We start from the raw sequence: 21,558 nt of genomic DNA on the forward strand, positions 1-21,558 counted from the left end.
TTGTGCCAGCCCCAAACCGGGGAGGACACAACGCGGGGTTAATAAGTAGTCAGTAGATTTTAAGGCTCTTGCGGTGGCGTTTCCTTTTTGGGGTCTTCCGTCGTTTCATCCAGCCAGGTGCCACAACGAAGGCAGTAGAGTGCGTCTTTTTCGTGACGGTCATGGCCGCATCTTGGGCACGCTTCATCGGAGTAGCGGTCTTCACGGATCGAGCGGATGACCTGGGCTGAAAAAATGCCGGTAGGCACGGCGATAATCGAGTAACCAATCAGGATGAGAAGCACAGTAATCGCTTTGCCAAGCGCTGTGCCCGGTACGATATCGCCATACCCCACCGTGGTAACGCTGACCACCGCCCAGTAGATCGACATGGGAATACTGGTAAAGCCGCTTTCCGGCGACTCGATGGTATACATCAGCGCGGCAAACATGGTGACAACCATAAAAATACTGCAGAAAAACAGCAGTACCTGGCGCACGCTACGCTTTAATGCTTCGATCAGCAGTCGTCCTTCGCCCACAAATTCCATCAGGCGCAGGATACGGAAAATGCGCAGCACGCGGAGTATGCGAATAATCACCAGCGCATGAAAGCCGGGCATCAGCAGTACCAGCCAGGCTGGCAGGATGGAGATTAGATCGACCACGCCATAAAAGCTTTTCAGATAGATAGTAGGACGTTCAAGGCAGTAGATGCGTACCGCAAGCTCTACGGTGAACAGAATCGTAAAGCCCCACTCCAGGTAGTAGAAAAGCCAGCCATACTCTTGGGAAAACTCCTGAACACTGCCGAGCAGAATGACGGCGACGCTGCCCAAAATCATCACAATCAGCGCAATATCGAATCCCTTGGCAGTGGGCGTGTCGGACTCGAAAATAACGTGAAACAGCTGTGTGCGAAGCCCTTCCGCGGCAGGGGTCAGGTTAAAACTCATGGCGATCCTGATGAAATGAACAATCACTTATCACAGTGATTAGGTCTATGGGCAAACGTGCTTGAATCTATCTAAAACAACGTGAAGGTTAGCTTAGCTCGCGTTGCAGCGCTAAACGATGGGAAAGCGTCAGGAGCGTTACTCCATAGGCAATACGGGGTTGCCCAGTGTCATCTAGCGCTGTGGATAGGTGAGCCGCCTGGGCCTTCATGTCCTCGGGCAGTGATGCGTGTTCGGCTAAGCGGGTCAGCGCCTCATGGGTAAGGTTTAGGAACGGGCGCTGCTGGTTGTCGTGGTAGGCATCAAGGGCAAGCGTTGCCCGGTGTAGCCATTCAGCAGGTGTCGTTGCGTTAGGAAGCGGCCACTGTTGGGCGCGCAAGGCGTTACCCCGCGATGCCTTGCTGCTATCAGATGGGCGAAGCGGAACCTGTTCTGCCAGCGCAATCGCCAGCGACCAGAGCGCTTGCGGGTCACCGTTTTTAAGCTCCAGTTCTACTTCACAAATGGGCGTGCGGTAGTCACCACTTTCAATTTCGCCTTCATCCAGTACCAGCTCAATCTGGCTGCCCTGCCAGTCGAGCTGCCAGCTGTATCGAGTAAAGTCGGTGCGCAGTATGGGGGCTAGATGCGTTAGTCGTTCTCTGAGCACTTTGTGGGCAGGCCCATTATTGACCGGCTCGTCGCTGAAAGGTGGCAGTGCGGCGAGACCTGCCTGGTCGAGTTCAGCGCATGCGACCGGCCACTCCCACTCCTGGCGGCTGGATAATCCGCCACCCCCTTGGCCCGCCGTTTTTACCGTTTGCAGCACGCGACCATCGACTTGACGAAGACGCACCGCGATTCGTGCGTTGGCCATGTCATGGGTCGGTGTGTCGAAGTAGGTATTGGCTAAGGTCTGGATTAACGGTGTTTTTGTGTCGAGCAAAGGGTGGTGCTTGAGCGCCTCAATACTGGCTTGGGCAAGCGCAAGTTTTATCTCTACTTCGATTGGTGTTGCATTTTTCATGACAATAGCCACTCTTAAACGTGAAGTACTGGTTAAATTTTTGCTACCAATATGAAGTTTTCATGACGGCGGCGAGCGCACTCTTTATACTGGCGTCGCCATTTCCAGGCTCCCCCGAAAACAGGCTAAAAGGCTCTATGGTTACCTCCAACCCTTTTTCCGCGATGTTTGGCCGCTCGCCATTCCAGCCGCTGCTGGCCCACATCGTCAAGGCCAATGAATGCGCCGACCAACTGTTACCGTTTTTTGAAGCATCGCTTGCTGGCGATTGGGATACCGCCACTGAGCTGCGTGAAAACGTAACCCGTTTAGAACACGAAGCGGATGTGCTGAAAACGGATCTACGGCTCAACCTGCCCAGCACCATGTTTCTGCCGGTTTCACGGTCTGATCTACTGGATTTGATTAGCGTCCAGGACAAAATCGCCAACAAGGTGCGCGACATTACCGGCATTATGCTAGGCCGTAAAATGCGCGTGCCTGATGAGCTCGCTGATCCGATGCGCGATTATATGGCGACTAGCGTGGCATGTGTGGCCCAAGCGCGCCAGGCCCTTGAAGAGCTGATGGAGCTTTTAGAGTCAGGCTTTGGGCGTAACGTCGCGGATGTTATGAGCAACATGATCCGTGAGCTGCATAACCTTGAACACCAGGCAGACAGTCAGCAGGTGGCCATTCGTCGCCAGCTGTTTCAGCTTGAAAGCCAACTACCGCCCGTCGATGTGATCTTTCTTTACAAGATTATCGAATGGGTGGGTGAAGTGTCTGACCGTGCTGAGCGCGTAGGCAGTCGCTTGCAGATTTTGACCGCACGCTAAGGGAAACCAATGCAAATTATTGCCCAGTACGGCGAGATATTTATTATTCTGGCCTGTTTATTTGGCTTTTTCATGGCGTGGGGCGTCGGCGCAAACGATGTTGCCAACGCCATGGGAACGTCGGTGGGGTCGAAAGCGATCACCATCAAGCAAGCCATCATCATTGCTGTTATTTTCGAATTTTTAGGTGCCTGGCTTGCCGGTGGTGAGGTTACCGCCACCATTCGTGGCGGCATCATTGATCCCAACCTGCTTGAAGCCAACCCACAGTTTTTGGTTTACGGCATGCTGTCAGCGCTGTTGGCGGCAGGTATTTGGCTGATGGTCGCTTCTGCCCGTGGCTGGCCGGTGTCGACCACACACTCCATTGTTGGTGCCATCGTCGGTTTCGCGGCGGTAGGGTTAGGCGTTGATGCGGTGGCTTGGGACAAGGTCGGCCAGATTGCCTCTAGTTGGGCTATTTCTCCGCTGATTGCCGGTACCATCGGCTATATGCTGTTTAAGTCGGTACACCACTTGATTTTCGAGAGTTCAGATCCGTTAGCGGCGGCCAAGCGCTATGTGCCGGGCTATATATTTTTGGTCGGCTTTATTGTTGCCATGGTGACGCTGACCAAAGGCCTTTCCCATGTTGGTCTGCATCTTAGCTTCAGCGAAAGCCTGCTGCTTTCGATTCTGATTGGTGTGCTGATCATGGGCCTTGGCATAGTGATGCAGCGGCGTATCAAGTACACCAAGAACGCCAATGACCACTTTGGCTATGCCAATGTTGAGCGTGTTTTCGGCGTGCTGATGATCTTTACCGCGTGTGCCATGGCCTTTGCTCACGGTTCCAACGATGTCGCCAATGCGGTGGGGCCGCTGGCCGCCGTCATAAGTGTCGTGCGCAGCGAAGGTATGATTGATAGCGCGGCGTTAGTGCCCTGGTGGGTGCTGATATTGGGCGGCGCGGGTATCGTCGTTGGTCTGGTGACGTATGGGCGTCGAGTAATTGCGACCGTGGGCACCGGGATCACCGAGCTCACTCCTAGCCGTGGCTTTGCCGCAACGCTTGCCGCGGCGAGTACCGTCGTCGTTGCCTCGGGCACGGGCCTGCCAATTTCAACGACCCATACGCTGGTCGGCGCGGTGTTGGGTGTCGGGCTGGCGCGCGGTATGGCGGCACTTAACCTGCGCGTTATTGGCACCATTGTTGTCTCGTGGTTGATTACCCTGCCCGCCGGTGCAGGCTTAGCGATTGTGTTCTTCTTTATGTTTAAAGGCATGTTCGGCTAACGGTGTAACAGGCGGCGCCACCCGGCGCACGCCCGCACGAAAAGCCTCAAGATCAGCGGCACCTTCATGCAGATTTGCGCTAGCCGATTTGCAATAGAAGGTGCCGCTGTTTTTTGCGCTCTGGTAAAGTAACGCGAGTAGTGTTGTAAACGCCGTTTTTTTCTTTCACCTGCTGCCGGAGAGCGGCCCTTGGATAAGCATTTCCCCTTTGTTGATTGGTTTCGTAACGCATCCCCCTACATTAATGCGCACCGGGGGCGAACCTTCGTCATCTTGATTGAAGGCGAAGCCATGGCGTCTGGCCGTGGGGAGCAATTGATTCAGGATTTAGCCCTGCTGCATACCTTGGGCGTGCGCTTGGTGGTGGTATTTGGCACCCGCCCGCAAGTGCAGGAAGCGCTTGGCCAGGCCGGTGTTGAACCCATGCGCATTAACGGACGCTGGGTGGCCGACCGCGCCGTAATGACCCATGTAGAGCAGGTCGCGGCCCACCAGCGGCTTTGGCTTGAAGCACGGTTATCGCTTGGCCTGCCCAGCACGCCGCTTCACGGTGTAGAGCTTAGCGTGATTTCCGGTAACCTGGTCACCGCCAAGCCCTTGGGTGTTCGGGAAGGGGTGGACTTTGATCATAGCGGCGAAGTACGCCGCGTTCGGGCTGGCGCCATTGAAGGGCTGCTCGATAAGGGCTCGCTGGTACTCCTGCCGCCACTGGGTTTCTCAAGCACCGGCGAAGTGTTCGACCTGGACGCCGCAGAAGTTGCCCAGCATGCCGCCGTAGCGCTCAAGGCCGACAAGTTGATCCTGCTGGGCGAATCAGAAGGCTTACAGGATGAAGGGGGCGCCTTACTGCGCCAGCTAACGCCTGCCGATGCTGAACCCCGGCTTGAGAGCGCGCTGCCCGGCAGCGAGCTTGCCCGCCACCTTCAAGCTGCGTGCAACGCTGCACGAGAGGGGGTGGCCCGCACCCACCTGTTGTCGTGGCGCAATCACGATGCGCTGCTGGGTGAGCTTTTTACCCGCGACGGCGTGGGCACCATGATTACCCAGCACCGCTATGAGCAACTACGCCCGGCTAAGCTCAACGATATAGCAGGGCTTCTGGAGTTGCTTGAACCGCTGGAGCGCCGCGGCATGCTAGTGGCGCGCTCGCGTGAGCGTTTGGAGCATGAAATTGATGACTATATGGTTATCGAGCGCGATGGCATGGTGATTGGCTGCGCCGCGCTGCACGTGTTCCCTAACACCACGGTTGCCGAGTTGGCCTGCGTGGCTGTGCACGGTAACTACCGCGGGGGCGAACGCGGTGAGCGCTTAATGGAAGCGCTGGAGCGCCGCGCACGCCAACGCGGTGTTAGCGAAATATTTGTATTAACCACCCACACGGCCCACTGGTTTGTGGAGCACGGCTTCCAAACGGCCAGCCTGGATGATTTGCCGCCCTTGAGGCGCGAAGCTTATAACCACGCACGTAAATCCAAGGTGTTGGTAAAGACACTAACAGGCTAGCCAAGCGTTAGGAGTGCAGGATAAAAGTAGCGCGTGGTAACGAGCGAAGCGAGGCACCCGCGAAAGGGCGGCGAAGCCGCCCCAGCTCTCCCCCGGCATTTAATTCAAATGCCGGGCTTACGTATTTAAAATAACCCCACCGTTCAGGTGGATCGTCTGCCCCGTCATGTACGAAGACTCTTCACTTGCCAGGTACACATAGGCAGGCCCCATTTCGCTCGGTTGCCCGGCGCGATTCATGGGTACTTGCCCGCCAAACTCGGCAACTTTCTCATCGTCAAAGCTTGCGGGGATCAGCGGTGTCCATACCGGGCCTGGGGCAACAGCGTTCACCCGAATGCCGCGACCGACCAGCGACATGGCAAGCGAGCGCATTAACCCTTGGATGGCCCCTTTAGTGGCGCTGTAATCGATCAGCGTGTTGTTGCCTTTAAAGGCATTAATGGAGGAGGTGGCAATAATGGTATCACCTTCCTCCAGATGAGGTAACGCTGCCTTGGAAAGGTAGAAATGGCTAAACAGATTGGTCTGAAAGGTGCGTGTTATCTGCTCGTCGGGGATCTCGGTCAGATCGCTCCAGTCGTACTGTTCGGCCGCATTGTTGACCAGAATATTAAGCTTGCCGAAGTGGTCCAGCGTTTTTTTAACGATGTCACGACAAAAGGCGGGGTCAGCTACATCGCCCTGTAATACCAGGCAGCGGCGACCTTCCGCTTCCACCAGGGCTTGCGTATCTTCGGCATCTTTAGGCTCTTTAAGGTGAACAATCACGCTATCGGCGCCTTCACGAGCGTAATGTACCGCTACCGCGCGCCCAATACCGCTATCACCGCCGGTAATAATGGCTACCTTATCAACAAGCTTATCGGTGCCTTTATAGCTATCACGAATAAATTCAGGTTCCGGACGCATTTCGTGCTCATCACCGGGCTGTTTGTTCTGGTGTTGAGGCGGCTGTTTCTGATCGCTCATGTGCAGTGACTCCTTGTTGGGACGTTAATCCTTCCTCTACGAAAAGCCGTGGCCTAATCGTATTCCTGCGTTACTTACACTAGCGCAAGGTTTTATCAAGAGCCAATTCAAGTATTACCGTAACGTTTGATTTATAAAAGATTGAATTGTTATAAAGTTCGGGGTTAATGGCTGAAGGGTTTTTTATAGGCTTGAGCTGGTATAGATGAGTTGTTTGTCCTTTTAATCTTTTTTATCAACCATGTGATGCGTTTGTTGAGGTTTGATATTTATTTAAGTAGATATTTAAAGGATGGGTTAGGTGTTTTAGACCCTGATGAACAAAGGTCATCAGCTTGAGAGGATGCCGCTATTCATGCCTGCTGGATGTGAGGAAAAGCAGCAGTGGTGGGAGGTCGAGGCGGATTGGTTGATGTTTGTTAAAGGCTGGTTTTTGCTTTTAATTAAATGTTTTTTGATATTGGTTAAATAGCGGTGCCGTAAGGGTGTGCCCAAGGTTATAAATTGACAGGGAGTGTTGGGTAACTATAGTAAAAAAGCCGATTTATATTAAATGACTATTTAGGTGGTGAGCTCGTTATCTAGTGCGTGTGTTTAATTGATTAGCGGTTCAGTTCGTTTTGTTTCAAGCCACTGTTTGTTAACTGCTTGTTAATAAGTGTTTGTTAGTACGTGCTGGTTAACAAGTACGTTAACGCGTGAAACGACAAGGAGGAAGTAACAAATGAATGATTATGGAAAACAGGCTGACCCAGGTTCTTCAAATACTGACTCGCTCAAACAGCAAGGGCGCGATGCGGCACATGATGTAGGTGAAGCGGCTCAGCATCAGGCTGAAAGCTTTTACAATCAGCAGCGTGATACCGCCACCGAGCAGTCGCAAAAATTTACCAGCGCTTTTCGTAAGATGGCTGATGAGTTTGATCATCAAGATCAGCCGTACTTCTCACAACAGGCGAGAAAGTTTGCCGATACAGCTGATCGTTTTTCAGACAAGCTACGCAACAAGGACTTAAACAGCATCTGCCAGGAAGCGAAAAGCTTCAGTGAGCGTGAGCCTGCCTTGTTCTTTGGCGGGGCAATTGCGGCTGGGTTTTTGGTGACACGCTTCTTGCGTAGCTCAGGCAAGCATTCGCACTCACCTGGCGGTTCAAGCCGTTATTCAAACGGCCCAAGTAGTTATGCTCATCCGTCATCGGGTGCTTATTCAAGCCATGAGTCTCCTACGCCTGAGAACCCGGAAGGTGGCGTGATGGGTGGGGCAACTTCGCGTGCCTCTGAGCCCACACAGCAACGCTCAGCGCCTACGGCAACGCCCGGCGGCACGGCTGATACCACTACTGCTAGGCCAGATTCAACCAATCAGCCCGGTGGCTCCGGTCGGCTGTAGCTGGCCTGTGTAGCCGCCAGCTGTGGATCAGCCTGTCGCCAGGTTTAAAAGATTGAGTTGAACGCCCTTAATCAAGGGCAAGAGAGGTTATGAATGGATTCAGATCACAATACGCCCCCACAAGGCGCGTCGGTCGGCTCGCTTTTATCGACGGTGATGCAGGAAATAACGTCGTTAGTGCGCAACGAAACCGAGCTTGCCAAGGCAGAGGTGTCGGAAAAAACGCATCAGGCTATGATCACCTTAGCGGCCATTGCGGTCGCAGGCGCGGTGCTTTTAGGCGGCTTTCTCACGCTGCTTGCCGCCCTTGTCTTTATGCTCAATGAGGTGCTTCCTCCTGATATGACGCCTTGGCTCTCTGCCATTATCGTAGGCGTGGTGGTATCGGTAATTGGCATTGTGATGCTTAAAAGTGGGCTTGCCAAACTTCAGGCGCGCAACCTGGTGCCTGATCGTACGTTGCATAGCCTACAGGCCGACAGGGAGCTCGCCAAAGAGCATAGGCATAACGTCAAGGAGGATTTGAAATGAGCGATCACAGCCATAACGACAGCCACAGCGATATCCATAACCAGCGCGACCACCATGACCATCGCAGCACTGAAGAGATTGAAAAGGACATTCATCGCTCACGTGAACGCCTTGACGCCACGCTGCATGAAATTGAGGAGCGCTTCTCTCCTCAACAGCTGTTAAACAGCTCTTATGATTATATTCGTCATGGCGGTGCTAACGAGTTTGCATCCAACCTGGGCGCAACAATCAAGCAGCACCCGCTACCGTTTTTGATGACCACTGCCGGTCTTGGCTGGTTGATGCTTTCCCAGCGTCACCCGAACCATGAACGGCGCCATCAGCATGCATCTTCGCACCGCTATGCCGATGAACATGCGGTGAGCGGTTCTCACGGCTCGCCGGGAGTGCCGGTTCATGAGGGCACGCATACCGATGATGGAACGCCTATCCATAGCGGTACGCCAGGCTACGTTGCCGGTAATCCTGAACATCATGGCAGTAGCAAAGGCCGTATGAGCAGCATGAAAGAGGGCGCGAAAGACAAGGCTCATCATATTAGCCAAAAGGCCAGAGATACCGCTCACCAGCTTGGCGATAAAGCACATCATCTTGGCGAAAAGGCACAGCACATGGGAGGCAGTATGCGAGACACCACATCCCACCTTCAGCACGGCACGCGGGATCACCTGCACAACATGTCGGATCGCGCTCGCCACGCGGGCAGTCAATCCACTGAGTTTATTCAGGAGCACCCGCTGGTGGTCGGTGCGCTAGGGTTTGCGCTAGGTGCTGCGTTAGCGGGGCTGTTCCCCACGACGCGTAAAGAGGATGAATACATGGGCGAATACCGCGACCGCGCCTTGCACAAGGCATCTGAAGCGAGCCACGAGCAGGTGGATAAAGCCCAGCAAAAGATTCATGAGAAAGCCGAGCACATGAAAGAAGACGCGCATTCTGACCACACGCATTCGACTTCCGGCCAGCCTTCAGCGTCTTATGCAACGCCGGGCACGCCATCAGGCAGTAGCCCCACAGGTCATGGCTCAGCTTCAAGCATTAGCGCAAGCACCACGGGCGCCACGCCGAATACGGCCAAGGGAGTCACCGAACCCGGCCTTGCAGGCTCCAGTACGCCCTCCGGTAATACGCAAGACAACGACACCTTGACGCCGCCCAGGCGTTAATCAGGCAAGCAGACGCTCTTATCTTGTCGCGCAGTGCCCGGCCTTGGCTGGGCACTTTTTTATGGGCAGCATTAATGCTTTTTTTTGCGCCCGAAGCCAGCCAAAGCGGTAGCGTTCACTCTCGCCGGGGGAGCGCATTCGAGTAGGTATTAAGATGCGCAAGGTGGTCATCGGCGTCCTGCAGTGCTTCTAGCGTGGCAGGGCGGTCACGCTCGGCCAGCAGTGTGCAGAGCACTTCCGAAACGGCCAGCGCAGGGGCCAGAGTATGAAAGAAGCTGTAGCTCTCGGTGGCGCAGTAAACCGTATGCTCGGAAATACTCACCAGCGGTGATACCTCGCTATCGGTGATCGAGAGAACCGCCAGGCCTTTATCTTTTGCTAACTGCGCAAGCGTTAGTGTATCGCGCGCGTAGGGGTTGATGGATATGACCAGCAGCACCTCATCCGGTTTTGCACGAATCAGGGCATCGCCGCCTGTGCCAGCAGGCCCATCAAGATGTACCGAGCGCTCGCCCAATAGCGACATAACGTAATGAAAATGCCAGGCCACCGCATGGCTTGAACGTAACCCCAGCACATAGATTTTTTTGGCTGCCGCGAGCCTTTCGGCCATGGCGGTTAAGCGCTGCAGCGGCTCAGGCTCGCAAAGCGCGGCTATCTGGGTGCTTAACCCATGCAGCATGTGATGCGCAATATCACTGCCTGGCGCGCTTACCGCCTGACCATCACGTTGGCGCACCTTGGCCGCAAAGCCATCGTTTCGCTGACGCACCGTTTGTGCATAGTGGGCGCGAATTTCGTTATAGCCCTGAAAGCCCAGCACTTTGGCAAGCCGCGTCATGGTCGCCGGTTGAACTGCCGCCAAGCGCGCCAGTTCGCGCATGGACACCAAGGCCACTTCTTCCGGATGCTCAAGTACGTAGCGCGCGGCCTGTTGCAGTTGGGCGGACATACCATCGAACTGCGCAATGATCTGCTCTCTTAACGGATCGCTCTGCGATACAGAGCTTTTTGATTTAGGGCTTTTTGACATAGCAGAGCTGCCTCTTGAATACGCCCAAGGGCTTTAGATGATTGCGCACGAGGGTAAGGGCGCTTTTCGATAAAATAATGATCCATTTGTTTTAAATATTCAATTAAAGATTGGTGTGTTGCATTGGCGCCCTCGGTCGTGTCACTCTTGTTCTAAATAGGGTGGTTGATGGTCATCTGAAGAGGAAAGGGCTATGACGCGTATTCTTCACCGCAGTATTGGTCAGGCGTTACCGCATGCGGCGTCAGCGCAGGGCGTTTATATCACTGATACCGAAGGCCGCCGCTACCTGGATGGTTCGGGCGGGGCGGCGGTGACGAGCGTGGGGCACAGCCATCCGGAAGTGCTGGCGGCCATGCGAGCCCAGATTGATAACCTCTGCTACGCCCATACCGGCTTTTTCACCACGGATGCTGCCGAGGAGCTGGCCGAGCAGTTGGTGAACCTGGCGCCAGACGGGCTGGATTATGTCTATCTGGTATCCGGCGGTTCAGAAGCAGTAGAGGCCGCGTTAAAAATGGCCCGCCAGTATTTTGTCGAAACCGGCAGGCCAGAGCGGCGGCATATTATTGCCCGGCGCCAGAGCTATCATGGCAATACCCTGGGCGCGCTTGCCACTGGCGGCAACGCCATGCGTAGGCAGCAGTTTCAGCCGCTTCTGCCTCAAACGCACCATGTTTCACCCTGCTACGCCTACCGTGACAAGGCAAGCGACGAATCTTTTGAGGCGTACGCCGCAAGGCTTGCCGATGAGCTTGAGGCCAAAATTCTCGAGCTGGGCCCTGAAAGCGTCATGGCGTTTGTGGCCGAACCAGTGGTGGGGGCGACTCTTGGCGCGGTGGCCGCTGAGGCCGATTACTTCAAGCGAGTGCGTAAAATCTGCGATCAACATGGCGTACTGCTGATTCTTGATGAGGTCATGTGCGGCATGGGGCGCACGGGCACCCTGTTTGCCTGCGAGCAGGACGGCATCACGCCCGATATTCTCACCGTGGCCAAAGGCCTGGGTGGCGGCTACCAGCCGATTGGGGCCGTGCTATTGTCCTCCGCTATTTATGAGAGCTTCGCCAACGGTTCCGGCCTTTTTCAACATGGGCATACGTACCTTGGTCACCCAGTTGCGGCGGCTGCGGCGAACAAGGTTGTCGAGATCATCGCGCGGCCTGAAACGCTGACGAATGTAAACGCTATGGGCACGCGCTTACAAAGCGGCCTTGAAGCGGCGCTGGGCACGTCACCTTACGTGGGTGATATTCGGGGAAGGGGGTTGTTTCGTGGTATCGAGTTGGTGGCCGACCGCGAGCTAAAGACACCGTTTGATCCCGCTCGAAAAATCCACGCCAGGATCAAGCGCCAGGCCATGGTCCGGGGCCTGATCAGCTATCCCATGGGCGGTACCATTGATGGCGTGTATGGCGATCACGTGCTGCTCGCGCCGCCGTATACGATTAATGCAGACGAGATTGATCTTCTCATTGAGCGGATCACCCAAGCGATTGACGCCGCAATAGCCGAATAACGGGCGCGATAGCCAAATAATACAAGAGGAAATGCACCATGCAGCAGTCTCCCTGCCCGCCGATGAGCGACGCCGATTGGCCAGAAGCGTTTGCAGAGTTACGTGAAGGTTTTGCAGGCGCGATGAACGTCTACCGCACCATGGCACACCATCCGGCCCTGCTAAACGCCTGGGCGCCGTTGCGGCAGCACGTGGTGAAGGACAATGCCTTGGGGCCCGAGTTAACCGAAGTGGTGATTCTACGTGCCGGTTTTCGCCTGGGGTCGGCCTATGAGTGGGCCCACCATGTCAGCCGTGCGCTGGCGCTAGGATTTTCTGATGCGAGGATAAACGCTATTCGTGGCGTGCCTGAATCAATTAACGGCGTTGATGGCCTGATTGTTAGCGCGGTAGATGCGCTACTCGACAAGCGAATGCTGGCAAGCGATCAGGAAGAAACATTGGCCGAGGCGATTGGGCGTGAAGCCGTGATCGACCTGATGGCCATGGTCGGCTTCTATTCGGTGCTGGGGTATTTGCTCAAGACCTACGACACGCCGATTGATGAGGGTATTCAAGAAGAGGCGCGGTTGAACCCAGCGCTGTTTTCGCTAACACCACCTTCCGCGTAACCAACGAAGGTTTCTAGCTGTTTACTTGAAGCGCCGTTTTACCTCGACACTCAGCCTGCCTTCACCCAGGCGCAGCGAGAGCTTCTGGCCGGGTTTAGTCTCCTCGGCGCGGCGCACGACCTTGCCCTTTTCATCCTGGGCAATCGCATAGCCCCGGCCCAGTACGGCCAGCGGGCTAATCGCATTAAGCTCCCGTGCGGCGCTGGTTAAACGCGCCTGCTGACGTTGAAGCTGGCGCTGCATGGCGTTTTCCATACGGCGGTGCAATTGACCCACCCGTTCGCTTTCTGCGCGGTGCAAACGCGCCATGTCCTGGCTCGCCAAGCGCTTGCCCAACTGCGTTACGCTTGCCTGCTGCTGAGTAAGCGTTTGCTGCATAGCGCGATTTAAACGCTGGGCAAGGGTCGCCACGTGCTGGCGCTGGCGGTTTAGCTGCTCGCCGGGATGGCGAAGCCGTGCGCGCAGGCTATCCAACTGCTGGCTGTCGCGCTCCAACCGGCGCTGCATGGCGCGGTGCAGGCGGTGTTGTTGATCAACTAGCTGGCGCTTCAAGGCGTGTTGGTCCGGCACCAGGCGCTCGGCGGCAGCGGAAGGGGTCGGGGCGCGAACATCGGCGGCAAAATCGGCAAGCGTGACATCCACCTCATGGCCTACCGCCGACATCACTGGCAGGCGTGAATGAAAAATCGCCCGTGCCAGGTGCTCGTTGTTAAACGCCCACAAATCTTCCAGGCTGCCGCCGCCCCGGGTGATTAACACCACATCGCGCTCAGGGTCTAACCGTGCCTGACGGTTGAGTAGCCCAAGCGCTGCGATCATTGCCGGTGCCGCTTCCACACCCTGCACCGGTACCGGGATTAGCGTTACATCTGCCAAGGGCCAGCGCGCCGCTAAAACGGCCAGTACATCGCGAATGGCCGCGCCGGTAGCTGAGCTTAAAATCAGAATTTTGCGCGGCGGAAAGGGCAGGGGACGCGTATTGGCAAACACGCCTTCGGCATCCAACTGGGCTTTGAGGCGCTCAAAGGCGGCCAGTAGCTCGCCAAGCCCCGCCGCCTGCACGGCTTCGGCAATCAGTTGGTAGTCACCGCGTGGCTCAAACAGCGACACCCGCCCGCGCAGTTTTACCTGGTCACCATCGCGCATCGGCGCCGATACAAAACGCGCCCGCTGACGAAATAGCGCGCAGCGCACCTGGGCGCGGTCATCTTTAAGCGTAAAGTAGATATGCCCGGACGCCGGGCGCGAAACATTAGAAAGCTCACCTTCCACCCACACCTCGCCCACATCGCGTTCAAGGGTTTGCTTGGCGCGTTGGTTGAGTTGGCTGACGGAGAGTGCAGTGGGCGTTGGTGCGTTCATTGCTATCCCTTGCTTTAGGGAACCCAGGAATCTTGACGGCTAGTCGAGTAAAGTGGTGTCGCTACTTCAAGGTATCATTGTATTACCGAGGGAATCACGAGGAAATGCTATGAGTCACCAGCTTACACCGCTGATCGCTTTTTACCGTAGCGAGGCACCAGATCATAAAGGGCGCTATATCAATGCCATTTGGGCCTTGTCGCACTTTTGGTTGGAGCACAGCCATGATTATATTCAATGGCTTTTTCCCATTCCTGAAGCTGGTCGTTTTAACGGTTTTGCCCCGCGACTGACTGATGTCGAGCGTGAAGTATTTCACGACGAGAGTGCGTTACGCGAGCAGCAGCGCGTGTCGTTGGATGTGATGTTACGTTTTTTGGGTTTAGTGCGGGATGGGCTCACCATTACCGCCCAACCGAGCCTCAATATCCGTGATCATGTTTGGCTCAAAGCGGGTGGGCATAATCACCTGCGCATCTCGCGGATGATTCGTTCTTTGGCACTTTGCCACCAGTGCGATCTGGCGCTGGCTCTTCAGCAAGCCGTCATACACATTGGTACCGAGCAGGGCATCGTCTCGAATGCCTCGATCCAGTATTGGAGCGAGGCACATAAGGAGTAGCCTGTATTATTCGGTTATTGTTACTGGCATGCCGCAATAATAGAAAAGCCGTAAAGCCTTACGTCTGGCGTTCCTTCAACGAGACAGCCTCTTCGGCGTGATGTGGTCACTGGGTCTGTCAGTGGCTGGAAGTAGCTGAAGTGGTGGCTCGCGGGGTCATCACTATCCACGTCGGTATCTAGCTGAGATACGATCCTTTCGTGTGTTGCAGCGCTGAGTGCTTCCCATTGCTCCATGTTGCCCTTCTGTCTGTTATCTACATGCAGGTAGAGGGCGATAGGGAGCTTGATAACCTTCTTCTTTAGTGCTTTTCCCAGGCTTGTTTCATCAAGCTCGATGAGCTGATTGACGGCTTTTTGCCACGGGCGAACGAGTCGCTGTGTAGTTGTTGTGTACTCTTCACCAGGTTGACGACCATTCACAGAAGCACGAATGACTTTCAGTTCGACGAGGAAACTGGTGCTGCGATAGTCGAAAATGATATCCACTCGGCCTTTGCCGCTGGCGTCATCTGTCTGACGAGATACCTGTACTTCAGTGGCAATGTGGCCGATCTGGCTATTAAAGCCATCACTGAGCAGCGCCTTGATAAAGGTACCGTAGAGTTCCCGCTCATTGGGAATACGTGTATTGCGAATGAAATGACGCGTATCTGGATCGTCAAGCGCTTCCCCCAACGCACTGCATAATATCACCATCATATCGCGCGAAACACGTGCCCCCGTGATGTTATCCGGATTGCTGTAGTAGAGCTGCTTGGGTTGGTCTGCCATTGTTATTACCTTTTATTAATAATAAACAGCATGATACACCTTGTAGCCATATTATTCGCTCAAGGGTCTGTTTGGCGCGCTGGTTGAGTTGGCTGACGGCTACCTCTTATTTGAGGATGTCTGGAAAGGCTTCATTCAACCACTTAATAAAGTTCCGTTTGGCTTTAAATTCGCTATGTAGCTGTGTCAGCATGTGCGCGAAAGCGCTGTATTGAGCTGGCGTTTGCAGGCTCTTTTTCAGCTCTTTCAGTAATGCGATGCCTTGGCGATAGCCCTGCTTATTGGTTTGTTCTACATATAGCCGTACCAGCCGCAGGTAGAGCGGTATCTGGGCATCGGGAGAGGGCAGGGCTTTGGCTAATTGGTACAGCAAATGCGCTGATACTTTATGCTCAGCGCACAATGCTTGGGCATCGTCCAAACGACCCTCGTGCAAGTAAATTTCCAATAAGCTGTCTTTTGCCCGTTGTACTTGGTAGAAAGGCATCTTCTCCGACGGTTGGGTGATGCATTTTAATAACCAGTCACAGGCCTGTTGGCGATAATCGGTGGCTAGCTGATGTGCTTCTATTAGCGTTACTAGCTGCCGGTAATCTTCCAACTGCTGGGTATGCTGATAGATCCCCCACTGTTGCTCTGCCGCCGCGTCTGCTTCGCCGCGATGCAGCTTTAGGCGTATCTCAAGCCGGTTGCGTTCAAGCTGCCAGCGATGGTTGTTTTTTGCCTCGCACTCAGCAGCATACGTTAGCCACGCTGCCACTTGGTCCCAAGCTTCATACGCTATACACAGCTCAGCAGCCTCTAGGCAGTCCTTCTCATCGCTGATGGTTTTCTGATACAGCGCCAGTATTGCGGGCAGGTCACCGGCGGCTTGCGCACGTTTGAGTAACGGCTCGCGCAGGCGAGTCAATCGGTAGCGATCATCCCATTCCATGGTGGCTGTTTGGTTCGGCAGTTCATCCAAGGCTTGTTGCAGGCGCTCATGATAGGCATTTTGGCTCGCTTGGTTCAGCACATCCAAATAGGCATCAGGAATGGGTGGGTAGCGATCCTCTTCCCCGCCAAATGATTTTTCATAGAGGTAGTCTGCTAGTTTGTCGGCAGGCCAATCGAGCCGCTTTACGGTCTTAATATGCAAGGTGTGCAAGAGGTGTTCGCAGTGGAAACGGAAGCCGCCGGAGTCATCAATGGTTTCCAGCGCTTTATCCATGCGCGCGAGTGCGTAGTCCACCAGTGCCAGGCTTTTTACTGAGGGGAGTTGCGGCACTTGTTCGGCCAACTGTTCAATAACGGCTTCTGCCTTACTGAAATAGTGGCTCACTTGAGAATAGCGGAACAACCCACGATTGATGGGAAACGCAGCGGTGATGCGTTTTTTCAGCGCTTTATGATCCAGCACGCCAAGTGCTGCATCCGCCTTCAACGACCACTGTTGGTACAGCACAGGGTCATTTTCAATAAGCGATAACAGAGCCTCGACCAGCGAGGGTTTGTCTAACGACTCAACGTAAGCGTGAATGCGATCTGAAGTGTCGCCTTCTACCCGTTGTGCTTGCTTGGCTTGCTCTGCGCGGAACGCTAGCGCAACGGCCACGCAGTGCTTGCAGAAATCAATGCCTTCGGAGGCAGGGCAATTACAACCTCCGCTCAAACCTTGCTTGGTTAACGTCAATGTCACATGGTAAAGCTCGCTGCCCTCGACGTCAGCGCTAATGGTGGAACCGCTTTTATCCCAATGGATCACCATGCCCTGTTGGTAATATTGAACCCCTCGGGAAAAAGCCGCATCACCCGCCAACATAACCAACTGTGAGTCTGAAATTAACGTCTCATCCATTGTCGCCACCCGACATTTCTATAGAGCTAAATGACGTATAGGTTAACATTAACTGCAGGGTAATAGCCGTCACAGAGTATGCGCTAGCAGTGAGCCAAGCAGGAGTAGTGACGTTGAATAGGGGCAGTAGCATTGCTGGGGAACCCCTCAAAACGCTATAATGGGGGATTAACTTTTCACGCCCCTTCTTCCCACATCAAATTGGGTGTTGCCGCTATGCTACGTATGGCCCAAGAAGCGCTTACGTTCGATGACGTACTTCTCGTTCCTGGCTTCTCCGATATCCTCCCCAAGGATGTCAGTCTCAAAACTCGCCTGACCCGTAATCTCTCGCTTAATATCCCGCTCGTTTCTGCTGCGATGGACACCGTGACCGAAGCGCGTCTGGCGATTGCGATGGCTCAGGAAGGCGGCATCGGCATCATCCACAAGAACATGACCATGGCCCAGCAGGCCACGGAAGTGCGCAAGGTCAAAAAGCACGAAAGCGTCATTGTTAAAGACCCGGTCACCGTTAGCCCCAAGGCCAAGCTTGAAGACCTTCTCGCCATGGCGAAAGAGAACGGTTTCTCCGGCTTCCCGGTGGTTGAAGGCGAAACGCTGGTGGGTATCGTGACCGAGCGTGACATGCGCTTCCAGCCGAACGTAGGCGACAGCGTAGCCGATATCATGACCCCACGTGATCGGCTGATTACCGTTAAGGAAGGCACTGACCTTGAAGCCAGCAAAGCCAAGATGCGCGAACACCGCATTGAGAAAATGCTGATTGTTGATGACGCTTTCCACCTGCGTGGCCTGGTCACCTTCCAGGATATCGAAAAAGCCCGCACCTACCCGATGGCCGCTAAAGACAGCGATGGCCGCCTGTTAGTAGGTGCCGCTGTAGGCACCGGACCAGAAACCCCGGACCGTGTTATCGCACTGGCGGAAGCAGGCGTTGACGTTATCATTGTCGATACTGCTCACGGCCATTCCCAAGGCGTTATCGACCGCGTTAGCTGGATCAAAGAGCACTACCCGGATATTCAGGTCATCGGCGGCAACATTGCCACCGGCGCCGCTGCCAAAGCATTGGCCGAAGCGGGTGCCGACGGCGTGAAAGTGGGCATCGGCCCGGGCTCCATCTGCACCACGCGTATTGTGGCCGGTGTGGGCGTGCCGCAAATCACCGCCGTTTCCAACGTCGCCGCTGCGCTTAAAGAGTATGACATTCCGTTGATTGCCGACGGTGGCGTACGCTTCTCTGGCGACCTGGCCAAGGCAATTGCCGCTGGCGCAAGCGCGGTGATGGTTGGTGGCCTGCTGGCCGGTACCGAAGAAGCACCGGGCGAAGTCGAGCTGTTCCAGGGCCGTACTTATAAAGCCTACCGTGGCATGGGCTCCATGGGCGCCATGGCCCAGAACCAGGGCAGCGCCGACCGCTACTTCCAGGATAAGGACGCCGGTGCCGAGAAGTTGGTGCCCGAAGGCATCGAAGGCCGCGTACCGTATAAAGGCATGATGAGCGCCATCGTTCACCAGATGATGGGCGGGCTGCGCGCCTCCATGGGCTACACCGGCTGCCGCGATATTCAGGAAATGCGCACCAAGCCGGAATTTGTCCAGATTACCGGTGCTGGCTTTAACGAATCCCACGTTCACGACGTGCAGATCACCAAAGAAGCTCCCAACTACCGGGTGAGCTAACCAGCGCTTTAAGTAACACGGCGGCGGGCATTGCTCCGCCGCTTGCTTTTCGGCCTTACCAGCAGCACCTCCACTGCTTACTCGAGATACCGCCATGAATGATATCCACGCCCACAAAATCCTGATTCTCGACTTCGGCTCGCAGTACACCCAGTTGATCGCCCGCCGGGTACGCGAAATTGGCGTATTTTCTGAGGTTCGCGCCTTCGACATCACCGAAGAAGAGATCCGCGAGTACAACCCCAACGGCATCATCCTGGCCGGCGGCCCCGAGTCCGTGACCGAGCTGGATTCTCCGCGTGCGCCCCAGTGCGTGTTCGAAATGGGCCTGCCCGTGTTTGGCGTTTGCTACGGCATGCAGACCATGGCCGAGCAGTTGGGCGGTAAGGTGGAAGGCTCCAACAAGAGCGAGTTTGGCTACGCGCAAATCCGCATCGACGCTGAAAACGCACTCTTCAAAGACATCAAAGACCACGTAGACACCGCGACCGGAAAAGCCCTGCTGGACGTATGGATGAGCCACGGCGACAAGGTAGCCCAAGCGCCTGCCGAGTTCACCATTACCGCTTCCACACCCAGTTGCCCGATTGCGGCGATGGTCTGGGAAGAGAAGCAGTTCTACGGCGTACAGTTCCACCCGGAAGTGACCCACACCCTGCAAGGCCAGCGGATTCTTGAGCACTTCGTGCTGGATATCTGTAAAGCTGAAAAACGCTGGACGCCTGCACAAATCATCGAAGACCAGGTACAGCGCGTACGCGAGCAAGTGGGCGACCGCCACGTACTGCTCGGCCTTTCCGGCGGTGTGGACTCTTCCGTAGTCGCCGCACTGCTGCACAAAGCGATTGGCGACCAGCTGACCTGCGTATTCGTGGACAACGGCCTGCTGCGTAAAGACGAAGGCAACCAGGTCATGGAAACCTTCGCCAAGCACATGGGCGTTAAGGTCATCCGCGTAGACGCTGAAGACCTGTTCCTGGGCAAGCTGAAAGGCGAGAAAGACCCGGAAGCCAAGCGCAAAATCATCGGCAACACCTTCATCGACGTGTTCGATGAAGAAGCCAGCAAGATTGAAGGCGTCGAGTTCCTGGCCCAGGGCACTATCTACCCGGACGTGATCGAATCCGCCGCCTCCAAAACCGGCAAAGCGCACGTGATCAAATCCCACCACAACGTGGGCGGCCTGCCGGAAACCATGAAGCTCAAGCTGGTTGAACCGCTGCGCGAACTGTTCAAAGACGAAGTACGCAAGCTTGGCCTGGAACTTGGCCTGCCCTACGACATGGTTTACCGCCACCCCTTCCCGGGGCCGGGCCTGGGCGTGCGTATTCTGGGTGAAGTGAAGAAAGAGTACGCCGATATTCTCCGTGAAGCCGATGCCATCTTCATCGAAGAACTGCGTGCTTCCGGCTGGTACGAAAAAACCAGCCAGGCATTCGCCGTGTTCCTGCCGGTCAAGTCAGTCGGCGTAGTAGGCGACGGCCGCCGTTACGAATGGGTCATCGCCATTCGTGCAGTAGAAACCATCGACTTCATGACCGCCCGCTGGGCGCACCTGCCCTATGAGCTGCTGGAGACTGTATCCAACCGTATTATCAATGAGCTGGGTGGGGTTTCTCGGGTGACTTATGATGTGAGTAGTAAGCCGCCTGCTACTATTGAATGGGAATGATCAACGTTGTATGACAGCATTGAAGGGTTCATCGAAAGATGAGCCCTTTCTTTTTTTATGTTATTTTTAGTTAGCGAATTTTGGCTTTTTATAAATAACTCATTCTTAATAGATGCTGCTGTTTTTAATAGGCGATGCTGGTAAATGGAAAAGTTTGACAATGTTGTTCTAAATAGCAGAGCTAAATATGGACAGTTCTATACTGATCCTAACGTAGGGCGCTTGCTTGTCAGTCGTATAGAAACTGCCGCTCCAAATTCTGTGATTGATCTAGGGGCTGGGCTTGGAAGTCTTTCGATGGCGGCAAGTAAGAAATGGAAAAGCGCATCTATTGTAAGTGTTGAGTTAGATAACCTGTCTTATTTTTCATCTTTGAAAGGCAATCATTTTCACATATATGCTGATGCACTTGACTATGATTTGCCAAATAAGATTAAAAATGAATATGGTGAGTTTGATGTGGCATTATGTAACCCTCCATATACGAGGCCGTTATGGAAACCAGAGTATGAGAAAATCCTTGAAGAGGCAGGGCTTAGCGAAACAAGGGGCGTTCCTAAAGATGGTCGCGCTGAACTACTGTTTTTAGCTCAAAACTTAAGGCTAACAAAAAATGGTGGAGAGTTAGGCGTTATAGTGCCAAGTGGAATTATAACTGGTGAGCGATCATTAGATATCCGAAAGAAACTGTTAGATAACTATTGCGTAGGAAGTGTTGTTGACTTGCCAAGAGGTGTTTTTTCAAATACAGAAGCAAAAGCACATATTTTATTTTTAAAGAAATCGTCTCCTTATAAAAAAAATATTAAACTTTATGAAGTGAAGAAAGAGGGTGGAGTTT

19 protein-coding genes are annotated in these 21,558 nt (G+C 54.5%); 12 read left to right on the top strand and 7 right to left on the bottom strand.

The window, feature by feature from the left end; genetic code table 11:
- Positions 1 to 59: 59 nt before the first annotated feature.
- Positions 60 to 935 carry an ion transporter gene (locus ACT3TJ_RS11990; RefSeq protein WP_442353079.1) on the bottom strand — a complete coding sequence of 292 codons (876 nt, stop codon included), beginning with the start codon at positions 933 to 935 and terminating at the stop codon, positions 60 to 62.
- A gap of 88 nt (positions 936 to 1,023) precedes the next feature.
- Positions 1,024 to 1,941 (bottom strand): CYTH domain-containing protein, encoded by a 918-nt coding sequence (locus ACT3TJ_RS11995; protein ID WP_444622336.1) that lies wholly within the window; start codon positions 1,939 to 1,941, stop codon positions 1,024 to 1,026.
- Between the two features lie 137 nt (positions 1,942 to 2,078).
- Between ACT3TJ_RS11995 and ACT3TJ_RS12000 the strand changes: the two genes are divergently transcribed.
- The 3 genes from ACT3TJ_RS12000 (at position 2,079) to argA (ending at position 5,540) form a co-directional block, all read left to right on the top strand.
- A complete protein-coding gene (locus ACT3TJ_RS12000; RefSeq protein ID WP_193055358.1) occupies positions 2,079 to 2,759 on the top strand; it encodes a TIGR00153 family protein in 681 nt (226 codons plus the stop codon).
- 9 nt (positions 2,760 to 2,768) lie between these two features.
- Positions 2,769 to 4,034: an inorganic phosphate transporter gene (locus tag ACT3TJ_RS12005; protein WP_172118183.1), complete on the top strand. Its 1,266-nt coding sequence runs from the start codon at positions 2,769 to 2,771 to the stop codon at positions 4,032 to 4,034.
- 189 nt (positions 4,035 to 4,223) lie between these two features.
- Entirely contained in the window at positions 4,224 to 5,540 is a 1,317-nt protein-coding gene (gene argA, locus ACT3TJ_RS12010; RefSeq protein WP_172118182.1) for an amino-acid N-acetyltransferase, read from the top strand.
- 117 nt (positions 5,541 to 5,657) lie between these two features.
- Here the strand turns inward: argA and ACT3TJ_RS12015 are convergent, their stop codons facing one another.
- Positions 5,658 to 6,512 carry an SDR family oxidoreductase gene (locus tag ACT3TJ_RS12015; RefSeq protein WP_193055361.1) on the bottom strand — a complete coding sequence of 285 codons (855 nt, stop codon included), beginning with the start codon at positions 6,510 to 6,512 and terminating at the stop codon, positions 5,658 to 5,660.
- Between the two features lie 724 nt (positions 6,513 to 7,236).
- Between ACT3TJ_RS12015 and ACT3TJ_RS12020 the strand changes: the two genes are divergently transcribed.
- From ACT3TJ_RS12020 to ACT3TJ_RS12030, 3 genes are all read left to right on the top strand, one after another.
- A complete protein-coding gene (locus tag ACT3TJ_RS12020) occupies positions 7,237 to 7,902 on the top strand; it encodes a hypothetical protein (protein ID WP_444622337.1) in 666 nt (221 codons plus the stop codon).
- Positions 7,903 to 7,995: 93 nt separating this feature from the next.
- Complete coding sequence (locus tag ACT3TJ_RS12025; protein ID WP_442353036.1) at positions 7,996 to 8,433, top strand: phage holin family protein; 438 nt, start codon at positions 7,996 to 7,998, stop codon at positions 8,431 to 8,433.
- Positions 8,430 to 9,602 (top strand): DUF3618 domain-containing protein, encoded by a 1,173-nt coding sequence (locus tag ACT3TJ_RS12030; protein WP_444622338.1) that lies wholly within the window; start codon positions 8,430 to 8,432, stop codon positions 9,600 to 9,602. Before ACT3TJ_RS12025 ends, ACT3TJ_RS12030 begins: the two co-directional genes overlap by 4 nt.
- 115 nt (positions 9,603 to 9,717) lie before the next feature.
- Here ACT3TJ_RS12030 and ACT3TJ_RS12035 read toward each other — a convergent pair whose 3' ends face one another.
- Positions 9,718 to 10,635 carry a MurR/RpiR family transcriptional regulator gene (locus ACT3TJ_RS12035; RefSeq protein ID WP_444622339.1) on the bottom strand — a complete coding sequence of 306 codons (918 nt, stop codon included), beginning with the start codon at positions 10,633 to 10,635 and terminating at the stop codon, positions 9,718 to 9,720.
- 193 nt (positions 10,636 to 10,828) lie between these two features.
- On the opposite strand from ACT3TJ_RS12035, the gene ACT3TJ_RS12040 reads away from it, so the two are divergent.
- Together ACT3TJ_RS12040 and ACT3TJ_RS12045 are read left to right on the top strand one after the other, a co-directional pair.
- The gene (locus tag ACT3TJ_RS12040; RefSeq protein ID WP_444622340.1) at positions 10,829 to 12,154 is read left to right on the top strand and encodes an aspartate aminotransferase family protein; all 1,326 of its coding nucleotides are present in this window, start codon (positions 10,829 to 10,831) and stop codon (positions 12,152 to 12,154) included.
- A gap of 38 nt (positions 12,155 to 12,192) precedes the next feature.
- The gene (locus ACT3TJ_RS12045; RefSeq protein ID WP_444622341.1) at positions 12,193 to 12,765 is read left to right on the top strand and encodes a carboxymuconolactone decarboxylase family protein; all 573 of its coding nucleotides are present in this window, start codon (positions 12,193 to 12,195) and stop codon (positions 12,763 to 12,765) included.
- A gap of 21 nt (positions 12,766 to 12,786) precedes the next feature.
- Here the strand turns inward: ACT3TJ_RS12045 and xseA are convergent, their stop codons facing one another.
- The gene (gene xseA, locus ACT3TJ_RS12050; protein WP_444622342.1) at positions 12,787 to 14,127 is read right to left on the bottom strand and encodes an exodeoxyribonuclease VII large subunit; all 1,341 of its coding nucleotides are present in this window, start codon (positions 14,125 to 14,127) and stop codon (positions 12,787 to 12,789) included.
- Positions 14,128 to 14,236: 109 nt separating this feature from the next.
- Here xseA and ACT3TJ_RS12055 point away from each other — a divergent pair, with 109 nt between their 5' ends.
- Positions 14,237 to 14,749, top strand: coding sequence for an opioid growth factor receptor-related protein (locus tag ACT3TJ_RS12055; RefSeq protein WP_444622343.1), 513 nt, complete (start codon positions 14,237 to 14,239; stop codon positions 14,747 to 14,749).
- Positions 14,750 to 14,769: 20 nt separating this feature from the next.
- On the opposite strand, the gene ACT3TJ_RS12060 is transcribed toward ACT3TJ_RS12055, so the two are convergent.
- Together ACT3TJ_RS12060 and ACT3TJ_RS12065 are read right to left on the bottom strand one after the other, a co-directional pair.
- Positions 14,770 to 15,522 (bottom strand): hypothetical protein, encoded by a 753-nt coding sequence (locus ACT3TJ_RS12060; RefSeq protein ID WP_172118174.1) that lies wholly within the window; start codon positions 15,520 to 15,522, stop codon positions 14,770 to 14,772.
- A gap of 106 nt (positions 15,523 to 15,628) precedes the next feature.
- Positions 15,629 to 17,359, bottom strand: a complete 1,731-nt coding sequence (locus ACT3TJ_RS12065; protein WP_444622344.1) for an SWIM zinc finger family protein — start codon at positions 17,357 to 17,359, stop codon at positions 15,629 to 15,631.
- A 216-nt stretch (positions 17,360 to 17,575) separates the two neighbouring features.
- Here ACT3TJ_RS12065 and guaB point away from each other — a divergent pair, with 216 nt between their 5' ends.
- The 3 genes from guaB to ACT3TJ_RS12080 all read left to right on the top strand — a co-directional run.
- Complete coding sequence (guaB, locus tag ACT3TJ_RS12070; RefSeq protein WP_087108029.1) at positions 17,576 to 19,045, top strand: IMP dehydrogenase; 1,470 nt, start codon at positions 17,576 to 17,578, stop codon at positions 19,043 to 19,045.
- 94 nt (positions 19,046 to 19,139) lie between these two features.
- A complete protein-coding gene (gene guaA, locus ACT3TJ_RS12075) occupies positions 19,140 to 20,717 on the top strand; it encodes a glutamine-hydrolyzing GMP synthase (RefSeq protein ID WP_087108031.1) in 1,578 nt (525 codons plus the stop codon).
- 144 nt (positions 20,718 to 20,861) lie between these two features.
- A partial coding sequence (locus tag ACT3TJ_RS12080) for an HsdM family class I SAM-dependent methyltransferase (protein WP_444665778.1) occupies positions 20,862 to 21,558 on the top strand: 697 nt, incomplete at its 3' end.

Source organism: Halomonas sp. AOP30-A1-24 (genome assembly GCF_052378165.1).
Lineage (GTDB): Bacteria > Pseudomonadota > Gammaproteobacteria > Pseudomonadales > Halomonadaceae > Vreelandella > Vreelandella citrativorans.